Raw genomic sequence first — 10,318 nt, 5'->3', positions numbered from 1 at the left:
ACAGCCTCGCACAGTCGAAGCGACATGGCGCAAGGCTGGTGAAATGCTCGACTGCTTCTCGCCAGCCGAATGCGCAAACTACCTCACAAACTCAGGATATGCTTCCGTATGAAAGCAGCAGGCTCTAGCGCAGTTCCAACGTCGCGGTTCAATAGTGCATTGCAGTCAAGCGCTCGCCTGAAACGCTTGACCACTTCGGCCCGTCTTCAAGCCAGATACGGACCGATGCATTCGGTCACGGACGCCACGTCCTCGACCCGCATGCCCGCGACATTGATCCGTCCGGAGTCCGGCATGTAGATGCCGTGTTCGGCCCGGAGTTTCCGGACATTTTCGGGGGAGATCGGCAGCAGGGAAAACATGCCCTCCTGGGCGCCTATATGGGCGAGCTCGGAACGAAATCGACCAAAGGCCTCTCCGGCCGCGCGGCGGATCTCCGTTATGCGGATGCGCATGTCATTCAACTCATCCATCCAGGCCTGGCGGCGTGACGCATCCTGGAGGATTGCCGCGACGATGGCCGCTCCGTGCGCGGGCGGCATGGAGTAGCTCGCGCGGGCATAGCCTGCGAGATTGCCGATCGCCTTGTTCAACGATGCCTGCCGGTCTCCGACCAAATAGACCGCGCCGGTACGCTCCCGATAGAGCGAAAAGGATTTCGAGCAGGAGACGGCAACCATGGCTTCGCCGACCGCTTCGATGACCATCATCATGCCGGCTGCATCTTCGGCCCGGCCGTGCCCCAGGCCCTGATAGGCATTGTCGAAGAGGGGGAGCAATCCCCGGGCGGCGGCGATGTCGGCAATATCTCGCCAGTTCTGTTGCGATAAAGCTGCGCCGGTCGGGTTATGGCAGCTCGTCTGCAACAGCACCGCGTCGCCGGGAGCGGCGTTCTGCAGGGCCGTCAGCATGTCGTCGATCAGAACGGCCTGCTTGCCGATATCGAAGAAACGATAGGTTCCGGCCTGAAGGCCGACGGCGGCAAAGATCGCCTGATGGTTGACCCATGTCGGCGTACCGATCCAGATCTTGCGCCGCTTGTCGAGAGCAAGCAGCTCAGCGGCCAGGCGCAGGGCGCCGGTGCCGCCCGGCGTCTGAATTCCGGCGAGCAGCCTGCCGCAATGGCGCCCGCCGAAGACTTCGTGTGCCAATGTCCGCAGGAAGAGAGGATCGCCCTCGGGGCCGATGTAGGATTTGGATTCTTGCGTTTCCCAGAGATAATGCTCGGCCGTCTTGACGGCTTTCATGACCGGCGTGCGGCCCGTTTCATCGCGATAGACGCCGACCCCGAGATCGACTTTCCCGGGTCTCGGATCGGCCGCGAACTTGGCAATCAATTCCAGCAGAGGATCGGGCTTCTGCTCTGTCAGACTATCGAAAAACGCCGTCTTGTTCATTGGTGCCTCCCTCCATTTATTGAGGCCAATCCTGCAGGACCCGCACGAATTCGGTCAACCATGCGTTCGTCTGGTGGCCGTCCAGGGAACGGTGGTCGATCGTCAGGGAGACATAGGCCATCGGGCGGATCTGGATCGTATCGACTCCGTCGGCCTCCCGAACGACGACACGCTTTTCCAGCTTGCCGATACCGAGAATGGCCGACTGCGGCTGGTTGATGATGATCGGGGATGCCAGCAGCGAGCCGGAAACCCCGTGATTGGAAATGGTGAATGTTCCGCCCTTCAGCTCGTCACCCTTGAGGGTATTGGATCGGGCCCTGTTCGTCAGATCCTGCAGCCGGGCGGCGATTGCCTCAAGCGAAAGATCCTGCGCGTGCCGGATCACCGGTGCGACCAGGCCTTTGTCGCCCAATGCGATCCCGACGCCGATATTGACGTCCTCGAATATCTCAAGGCTGTCATCGTGCCACTGACTATTCACCTCTGGTACGACCTTCATGGCCGCGACAGACGCCGCCACGAAATAGGCGGTATAGGACAAGTTCACGCCTTCGGCTTTCAGGCGCTCCTTATGGTGATCGCGATGGCGCATGATCGCCATGAAATCCGCTTCAAAAACCGCCGTGACTTGCGGTGCCGTCGTGAAGGATTCGGCCATGTGTCTTGCGATCGCAAGCCGCATGGCCGAATGGGGTACGGTCCGGGATTTGCCGTCAACCGGAGTTGCCGCGAAAGGCTGCTCGCCGCCGACCTGTTGCGGTACCGGAGCGGCCGGATGGGGCTTACCGGCTTCGAGCGCGTGATCCATATCGGCGCGCGTGACGCGCCCGCCCTTGCCGCTGCCTTTCAGCGTCGCCGGATCGATCTCGTATTCTTCGGCGGCCTTGCGAACGGCCGGCGAATAATAGTTGGAGGCTATTGCGGCTGTGGTCGGGACTGGCTGCACCTGCGAGGGAGCAGAGGGTGCTTCCATTGCAACGCTGTTCGCTTTGGTGCTCATTCGCCCGAGGATCGCCCCCGGCGCTGCGTCATCGCCGTCTTCCATGGCGATCTCGCTCAGGATGCCGTCGCATGGCGCCGCTATCTCCTGGGTCACCTTGTCGGTTTCGAGTTCGACGAGGGCATCGCCCTCTTTCACATGATCGCCGATCTGCTTCAACCAGTTACGGACGATCGCTTTCGTGCCTTCCTGTTCGAGCGGAGCCGTGATCTCGATGGTATTCGTCATGCTCAAAACTCCAGGATTTCGGCGATGCGTTTGGCGATCCGTTCCGTCGAAGGCACGGCCCATTCCAATAGGACGGGGTTATGTGGGCTCGGGATATCGGGCATGGTCAGGCGGGAGACCGGCGCATCGAGATCCATGAACGCCTTGTCCGCAATGACGGCGGCAATTTCGGCGCCAAAGCCACCGGTCTCGAGATCTTCATGAACGATCAGGCAGCGATGCGTCTTGGCGACCGAGGCAAGCACAGCCTCCTGGTCCCAGGGCATCAGCGTGCGAAGATCGATGACATCGGCGGAGATGCCTTCGGCTGCCTCCTCGCAGCGGTGCACCATCGCACCCCAGGTGACGATGGTGATGTCGTTGCCGGTCCGTGTCAGCTTCGCCTTACCGAAGGGCAGCGCGAAATCGTCGCCGGGATAGGCGCGGCGTGCCCATGCGTGATCGAGCATTGCCCTGTGCTCGAAGAAGATAACCGGGTCGTTGCCGCGGATCGAGGTACGCAACAGGCCGACGGCATCCTCAGCATTTGAGGGAACGGCGACCTTCCATCCGGGCTGATGAACGAAGGCCACCTCGTTGGTCTGGCTGTGCCAGGGGTCGCCGCATTTGAAGAAGCCGCCGGGCATGCGCACCACGACCGGGGCGGCGAAGCGATTGTTGGTGCGCCAGCGAATGGTGCCGCAGTCGTTCAGCTGTTCGGTGGCTGGTTCCGCATATTTCCGGAACTGGATTTCCGGGATGGGCACGAGCCCGGCAAGTGCCATGCCAACCGCGCGGCCGATGATCCCCTCCTCGGACAATGAGGTATCGAAAACGCGCTCGTTGCCGAATTTTTCCTGCATCCCAAGGGTTACGGCATGGACGCCGCCCTTCAGGCCGATATCCTCGCCGAACATGACGACGCGCTCGTTGATCGACATCTCGTGTTCGAGCGTTCTGCGGATGGCGGTGACCATGTTGATGCGCGGGCCGGAGGTCGCCGGTTCGTTCGTTGTCGCCGGAGGCACATATCCGGCTGGATGCTGGCCCCCCATCGTCTGCATGTCGCCATCGAAGAACACATGGCGGGTCACCGAAGTGGGATCGGCGACCGGCCGTTCCTCAGCTGCTGCGCGGGCGCTTTCGGCTACCTCGCGCGCTTCGCTTTCACAGGCGGTCCATTCCTCCATCGACATAACGGCGGGGACGAGAAATTCCTTCAGGCGCGGTAGCGGATCGCGCTCCCACTCACGCCTCACGGTTTCCTCGCTCTTATAGGTCTGCGTGTCCTGAAAACTGTGGCCCTCGAGCCGGGGAACCGTCAGCCGCAAAAGAGCGGGCTTGCGCGCTTCGCGAACGAAGGAGACCGCATCCTGTACGAGGTGTGCGGCCTCGGCCGGGTCGCAGCCGTCGCCATCGAATATCGCAAGGTTCTTCCAGCTGGCGAGATTGGCTGCAATATTCCCGCCGGGTGTCTGAACCGTCGACGGCACCGAAATGCCGAAGCCATTATCCTCGATGAAAAACAGCATCGGCAATGCCTGCGTCGTTGCGGCACTCAGTGCGGCCCAGAAGCCGTTCGAGGCGACGGAGCCGTCGCCCCCGAGGACGACGCCGATATCCCGCGCATACTCTTCGTGGCCCAATGTGGTCGCGTAGTATTTCATCGCCTGCGCCCAGCCGGCAGTCGGCGTGTATTGCGCACCGACGCCACCGCACATGGGCAGGGCCGAGGCACCGGAGAGGTTCGGATAATTGAACACGACGCCAATATCGCGCCCGTCGGAATAGCCGCCGGCGCGCCCCATGGCCGAGCCGAGCGCATCGGCCGGATCGACGCCGAGCGAGAGCAGAAGCGGCCTTGAGCGGTAATAGCCGCAGGTCGCGTCGTGCAGGCCGGTCAGCTGCGTGCCGAGAAGGATTTGCGCCATGTCGTGGCCGCGCGCCGAAAACTGGTAGAGCACCTTTTTTTCCGGAACCAGGCGCGTCTCTTCCAGCTCATCGAGGGCTCTTGAGAGATGGATGAGGCGGGCGACCCTGCGCCAGTCGATACGGTGGTCGGGCGCGTTGCTCTCATGCTTTTTTATCGCCAGTTGGGCCATTTGCTCCTCCTGCATCTGGTCGCATGATTCTAATTCAAGTGGCCGCGTTATTCCTTTCAATCTCATGGAAATTGACCTAGTATTTGATGGTTTTAATTCATAAATGGCAGATTTTTGAATGGAAGATTTCGACCTTGATCATATCGACAGAGCGATCCTTCGCGTGCTGCAGGAAGAAGGCGATATCAGCCAGGCGGCGCTGGCCGAGAAGGTGGGCGCGTCGCCTGCCTCCTGCTGGCGAAGGATCAAGGCACTGGAAAGCGCCGGCGTGCTCGGCAGGACGGTCCGCCTGGTCGATCCCGACAAGATCGGCAAGGGTCTCAATGTCTTCTGCCAGGTCAAGATGAAGACCCATGATCCCGCGACCCGCCGCGATTTCGAACAATTCATCGCGAGCTATCGCGAAGTGCTCGAATGCTATTCCATGTCGGGTGAGTGGGATTATCTGATCCGCGCGGTGGTTGCCGATGTCCGGGAATATGAAGGACTGCTGATGCGCGGTATCCTGACCCATGAAGCCGTGTTGAGCTCGTCGTCGCACTTCTCGCTGAAATGCGTCAAATACACGACGGCGTTGCCGACGAATGTCACACGATAGAAGCCTCTGGCTGCGCTCACCTTGAACATTATGAGCATCTCACGCTAATAGATCCTAACGATTGCGGATGCGGAGCAGAGTTGGATTGTCGGCTGATAACGTCAAACTCGGCGATGATTTGAGCGAAGCGGTTACGGCGCTTCTCGTCGATCTGCCCATCAAGGCCGCGAGTTTCATCGTCACGATCTACGGCGATGTCGTCGAGCCGCGGGGCGGAGTCGTCTGGATCGGCAACCTCATCGAGACATGCAAGAGCGTTGGGATCACCGAGACGCTGGTGCGCACCGCCGTGTCGCGACTGGTTACGGCCGGCCAGCTTGCCGGAGAGCGGGAAGGGCGCCGCAGCTACTATCGACTGACGGACGCGGCCCAAGCGGAATTCGCCGAAGCCGCCAGTCTCTTCTATGGGCCGGAGCCTGCCGTCCGGTGGCAATTCGTCCTGATCAATGGCCCCGCTCCCGAAGAGATCATGCAGGGCCTCGAGCGGGACGGCTTCGCCCGATTGGGCCCCCGTCTTGCGATGGGAACGCATCCCGCGCTGCCCTTGCCGGGTCGCGTTGTCGTCTTCGATGCTCAGCTCGCAACCGAGAACGGCGCCTTGAGGGAGTTTGCAGAAGAGGCCTGGAACCTGCAGCACTTCGCGGAAGCCTATAGCGAGTTTACCGCGCGATTTGGCGCGTTTTCGCAGCGAGTCGGAGATTGTGCGGCTTTATCATCATTCGATTGCCTGATCGCGCGGCTGCTGCTTGTCCACCAATACCGGCTGATCATGCTGCGCGAGCCGCATCTTCCGAAATCGGCCCTGCCGGGCAACTGGCCGGGCAAGGAGGCTAGGCGCCTGTTTGCCGATCTCTATCTGCTGTTGTCGAAGAAGGCCGATGCCTATGTCGGCCGCCGTTTTGTCAACGAGGCCGGAAAGCTGAAAGAGGCGACGCCGGCAAGCCAAAACCGGCTCGATCGCCTCAAGTTCCGCTGAAAGATCAGTTCTCTCAGTCACATGGCGTGTGGGTCCTCCCCGTAGCGTGCTTTCACGACGTTAAATGTCACAGAAAACTCGGAAAATTGATTTGTATTGTGACATATCGCGTGCTAATACAATGACCGATCGGTCGGTTAATGCATATGCCGCCAAGTAGGCGTTTCATGGAGGAGAGCGTGAAACAGGCCTATACTGACGTGCGTTGAAGCTTCAGCTCGGCTGAGGTTCAAGACTACGGCAGGTCTGCGCGCTCATGAGCGCGCCGGACGCGCTAGGACGGAGGAAAGATCAATGTACGCACAGATGGTGAAAACCGATGGCGCCCGCATCCGTTCCCTCGACGAGATGGACCCTGAGGAGCGCGCCTTTCAGGAACGCATCGATGCCGGCCAGAAGATAGAGCCGAAGGAGTGGATGCCGGAAGGCTACCGCAAGACCTTGATCCGTCAGATCAGCCAGCACGCCCATTCCGAAATTGTCGGCCAGCTTCCGGAAGGTAACTGGATTACCCGCGCGCCGACACTGGAGCGCAAGGCGATCCTGCTCGCCAAGGTCCAGGATGAAGCCGGCCACGGCCTCTATCTCTATTGTGCCGCCGAGACGCTCGGCATCAGCCGCGACGAGATGTATGAGCAGCTGCATTGCGGCAAGGCCAAATATTCCTCGATCTTCAACTATCCGACGTTGACCTGGGCCGATATCGGCGCGATCGGCTGGCTGGTCGATGGCGCTGCCATCATGAACCAGGTTCCCTTGCAGCGCTGTTCCTACGGCCCTTATTCGCGGGCCATGATCCGTATCTGCAAGGAAGAAAGCTTCCATCAGCGCCAGGGCTTCGACATCCTGATGAAGATGGTGAAGGGCACGCCGGCTCAGAAGGCCATGGTGCAGGATGCGTTGAACCGCTGGTGGTGGCCTTCGCTGATGATGTTCGGCCCTTCAGATGACGCCTCCGTGCATTCGGCTCAGTCGATGGCCTGGAAGATCAAGCAGAATTCCAACGACGAGCTGCGGCAGAAATTCGTCGACCAGACCGTGCCGCAAGCCGAATATCTCGGCCTTACCGTTCCCGATCCGGCTCTCAAATGGAACGAGGAAAAGGGTGGCTACGATTTCGGCGAGCCGGATTGGGAAGAGTTCTTCAACGTGATCGCCGGCAACGGCCCCTGCAATGCGGAGCGTCTCAATGCCCGCAAGCAGGCCTGGGATGATGGTGCATGGTTCCGCGACGGCTTGACGGCCCATGCCGAAAAGGCGGCGGAGCGCCGGGCCGCCGCAAAGGTCGCCGCCGAATAAAGCCGGCAGGATAGGGAGTGAGAACATGTCCAGCGAGTGGCCGCTTTGGGAAGTCTTCATCCGTGGTCAGCACGGCCTCAACCATCGCCATGTCGGCAGCCTGCACGCGCCCGATGCCGAAATGGCGATCAACAATGCGCGCGATGTCTATACCCGCCGCAACGAGGGCGTCAGCATTTGGGTGGTGCGGTCTGCCGAGATCACCGCCAGCGCGCCTTCGGAAAAAGGCCCGCTCTTCGACCCCTCCAATTCGAAGGTCTATCGTCACCCGACCTTCTTCGACATTCCCGATGAAGTGGGGCACATGTGATGGCGACCGCTACCTTTGAGCCGACAGTCGATCGAGCCGCTCTCGTCGAATTCCTGGTTCGCATCGGTGACAATGCGCTGGTCCTCGGCCATCGCGTTTCCGAATGGTGTGGCCGCGGGCCGGCGCTGGAGGAGGATATCGCGCTTGCCAACACGGCGCTCGACCTCATCGGCCAGACGCAGCTCTGGCTCGGTCTGGCGGGCGAGGTGGAAGGCAAGGGCCGCTTGGCTGATGATCTCGCCTATCTGCGAGACGGTTTCGAGTTCCGCAATATATTGCTCGTCGAGCGCCCCAACGGCGATTTCGGCAAGACACTGATGCGGCAATTCCTCTTTGACGCCTGGCATTATCTGCTGCTGAAAGCGTTGAAGGGTTCGAGCGACCGTCGCATCGCCGAGATTGCCGAAAAGGCCTTCAAGGAAGTTTCCTACCACCTCGATCGCAGCCGTGACCTGATCATCCGCCTGGGCGACGGCACGGCCGAAAGCCATCGCCGCATGCAGGATGCCCTGGACGATCTCTGGCCCTTCACCGGCGAAATGTTCGTCGGCGACGCCGCCGATGTCGCGCTGGCGCAGGCCGGGGTGATCCCGGAACCGCAAAGCCTCAAACCCGGCTGGGACGAGATCGTTTCCGATGCGCTCGCCGATGCGACCCTCGCTCGCCCGGCGGATGGCTACATGCACAAGGGCGGCCGGCGCGGCGTTCACACCGAGCATCTTGGCTATCTGCTTGCCGAGATGCAATTCCTGCAGCGCGCCTATCCGGGCGCGACCTGGTAGGAGGCTGGCATGGCGACCGCACTTCATCCTTCGGTCGACGAGGTCTGGCACTGGCTGTCGGAGGTGCCGGACCCGGAAATTCCGGTGATTTCGCTGACCGATCTCGGCATCATCCGCGACGTCGGCTGGCAGGACGATACGATTGTTGTCACGGTGACGCCGACCTATTCGGGCTGCCCCGCCACGACGGTGATCAACCTCGATATCGAGCGGGCATTGGCCGAAAAGGGCCTCGACCGGGTGCGCCTCGAGCGCCAGCTGTCGCCTGCATGGACGACGGATTGGATCAGTGCCGAGGGGCGCGAGAAGCTGCGCGCCTACGGCATCGCCCCGCCGATCGATGGCACGGCTGCCGACGGCGTGCTGATGAAGCGTATCGACCGGCTTTCCGGCCGCTCCAACCTTACCATCGCCTGTCCGCGCTGCGGATCGACAACTACGGAAAAGATCAGCCAGTTCGGTTCGACGCCATGCAAGGCGAGCTATCGCTGCACCGACTGTCTCGAGCCGTTCGATTACTTCAAGTGCATTTGACCCCAATAGGACGAGGCCCCGCATCCATGGCACGTTTCCATCCCCTGACCGTCACCGATGTGCGTCGCGAGACGCGCGATGCGGTCGTCGTCACGCTTGCGCCATCCGAGGAGGATCGGGCCGTCTTCGATTTCACGCAAGGGCAATATCTCACCTTCCGCCGCAAGTTCGACGACGAGGAACTGCGTCGCTCCTATTCGATCTGCGCCGGCAAGGACGAAGGCGTGCTGAAGGTCGGCATCAAGCGCGTGGATGGCGGCTGCTTCTCGACCTGGATCAATGAAAACCTCAAAGCCGGCGACACGCTGGAAGCCATGCCGCCGATGGGCGCTTTCTTCACGGCGATCGAGCCCGATCTCGCAAGGCACTATATCGGCTTCGCCGGCGGCAGCGGCGTCACGCCGCTTCTCTCGATCATCAAGACCGTGCTGGCGCGCGAGCCACGCTCGGTCTTCACCCTGGTCTACGCCAACAGGCAGATCAGCTCGATCATGTTCCGCGAAGAGCTCGATGATCTGAAGAACCTCTATCTCGGCCGCCTGTCGGTGCTGCATTTTCTCGAAAGCGAAGCGCAGGAGATCGATCTTTTCACCGGTCGGATCGACGCGGAAAAATGCAAGGCGCTCTTCAAGAGCTGGATCGATCTGACGTCGGTTGCGACCGCTTTCATCTGCGGCCCCGAGCCCATGATGCTGGCGATCGCTTCGGCGCTGCGCGAGCACGGCATGCGCGACGACCAGATCAAGTTCGAGCTCTTCGCCTCCTCCCAGCCGGGCCGCGCCCGCCGCAAGGTGGAGAGCGCAGCCGCCGCGGATCATGGAACGAGCTGCGAGGCGACCGTTACGCTCGACGGGGCAACGCGTGTCTTCAAGTTTCCCAAGCATGGCCAGTGCCTGCTCGATGCCGCGCTCGAAAACGCGATGGACGTGCCCTATGCCTGCAAGGCCGGGGTCTGCTCCACCTGCCGCGCCAAGCTTCTCGAAGGCGAGGTCGAGATGGAGGTCAATCACGCGCTTGAGGATTATGAGGTGCGCCAGGGCTATGTGCTGACCTGTCAGTGCTATCCGCTCACTGACCGCATCGTCGTCAGCTACGACCAGTAGGGTCGCA

Annotated in this window: 10 protein-coding genes; 7 read left to right on the top strand and 3 right to left on the bottom strand. The window is 61.2% G+C overall.

The window, feature by feature from the left end:
• Nucleotides 1–206: 206 nt before the first annotated feature.
• Genes HGP12_RS32535 through HGP12_RS32525 form a run of 3 tightly spaced genes read right to left on the bottom strand, consistent with a single transcriptional unit; the run spans nucleotide 207 to nucleotide 4,709 of the window.
• Nucleotides 207–1,397 (bottom strand): aromatic amino acid transaminase, encoded by a 1,191-nt coding sequence (locus tag HGP12_RS32535; protein WP_168844035.1) that lies wholly within the window; start codon nucleotides 1,395–1,397, stop codon nucleotides 207–209.
• Between the two features lie 16 nt (nucleotides 1,398–1,413).
• Nucleotides 1,414–2,628, bottom strand: coding sequence for a dihydrolipoamide acetyltransferase family protein (locus tag HGP12_RS32530; protein ID WP_168844034.1), 1,215 nt, complete (start codon nucleotides 2,626–2,628; stop codon nucleotides 1,414–1,416).
• A 2-nt stretch (nucleotides 2,629–2,630) separates the two neighbouring features.
• Complete coding sequence (locus tag HGP12_RS32525; RefSeq protein ID WP_168844033.1) at nucleotides 2,631–4,709, bottom strand: transketolase C-terminal domain-containing protein; 2,079 nt, start codon at nucleotides 4,707–4,709, stop codon at nucleotides 2,631–2,633.
• A 118-nt stretch (nucleotides 4,710–4,827) separates the two neighbouring features.
• Between HGP12_RS32525 and HGP12_RS32520 the strand changes: the two genes are divergently transcribed.
• The 7 genes from HGP12_RS32520 (at nucleotide 4,828) to paaE (ending at nucleotide 10,311) form a co-directional block, all read left to right on the top strand.
• Complete coding sequence (locus tag HGP12_RS32520; protein WP_168844032.1) at nucleotides 4,828–5,307, top strand: Lrp/AsnC family transcriptional regulator; 480 nt, start codon at nucleotides 4,828–4,830, stop codon at nucleotides 5,305–5,307.
• Between the two features lie 85 nt (nucleotides 5,308–5,392).
• Nucleotides 5,393–6,283 (top strand): phenylacetic acid degradation operon negative regulatory protein PaaX, encoded by an 891-nt coding sequence (paaX, locus tag HGP12_RS32515; protein WP_246703638.1) that lies wholly within the window; start codon nucleotides 5,393–5,395, stop codon nucleotides 6,281–6,283.
• A 294-nt stretch (nucleotides 6,284–6,577) separates the two neighbouring features.
• Nucleotides 6,578–7,582, top strand: coding sequence for a 1,2-phenylacetyl-CoA epoxidase subunit PaaA (paaA, locus tag HGP12_RS32510; protein WP_168844030.1), 1,005 nt, complete (start codon nucleotides 6,578–6,580; stop codon nucleotides 7,580–7,582).
• A gap of 25 nt (nucleotides 7,583–7,607) precedes the next feature.
• Nucleotides 7,608–7,892 (top strand): 1,2-phenylacetyl-CoA epoxidase subunit PaaB, encoded by a 285-nt coding sequence (gene paaB / locus HGP12_RS32505; protein WP_168844029.1) that lies wholly within the window; start codon nucleotides 7,608–7,610, stop codon nucleotides 7,890–7,892.
• A complete protein-coding gene (paaC, locus tag HGP12_RS32500) occupies nucleotides 7,892–8,674 on the top strand; it encodes a 1,2-phenylacetyl-CoA epoxidase subunit PaaC (protein ID WP_168844028.1) in 783 nt (260 codons plus the stop codon). The genes paaB and paaC overlap by 1 nt, the downstream gene beginning before the upstream one ends.
• 9 nt (nucleotides 8,675–8,683) lie before the next feature.
• A complete protein-coding gene (gene paaD, locus HGP12_RS32495; RefSeq protein WP_168844027.1) occupies nucleotides 8,684–9,208 on the top strand; it encodes a 1,2-phenylacetyl-CoA epoxidase subunit PaaD in 525 nt (174 codons plus the stop codon).
• A 26-nt stretch (nucleotides 9,209–9,234) separates the two neighbouring features.
• Nucleotides 9,235–10,311, top strand: a complete 1,077-nt coding sequence (paaE, locus tag HGP12_RS32490; RefSeq protein WP_168844026.1) for a 1,2-phenylacetyl-CoA epoxidase subunit PaaE — start codon at nucleotides 9,235–9,237, stop codon at nucleotides 10,309–10,311.
• Nucleotides 10,312–10,318 lie beyond the last annotated feature (7 nt).

The organism is Rhizobium sp. P28RR-XV (genome assembly GCF_012641385.1).
Classification (GTDB): Bacteria; Pseudomonadota; Alphaproteobacteria; order Rhizobiales; family Rhizobiaceae; genus Rhizobium.
Note: the sequence above shows the minus strand (reverse complement) of the source record. Positions and strands in the feature narration are given on the sequence as shown.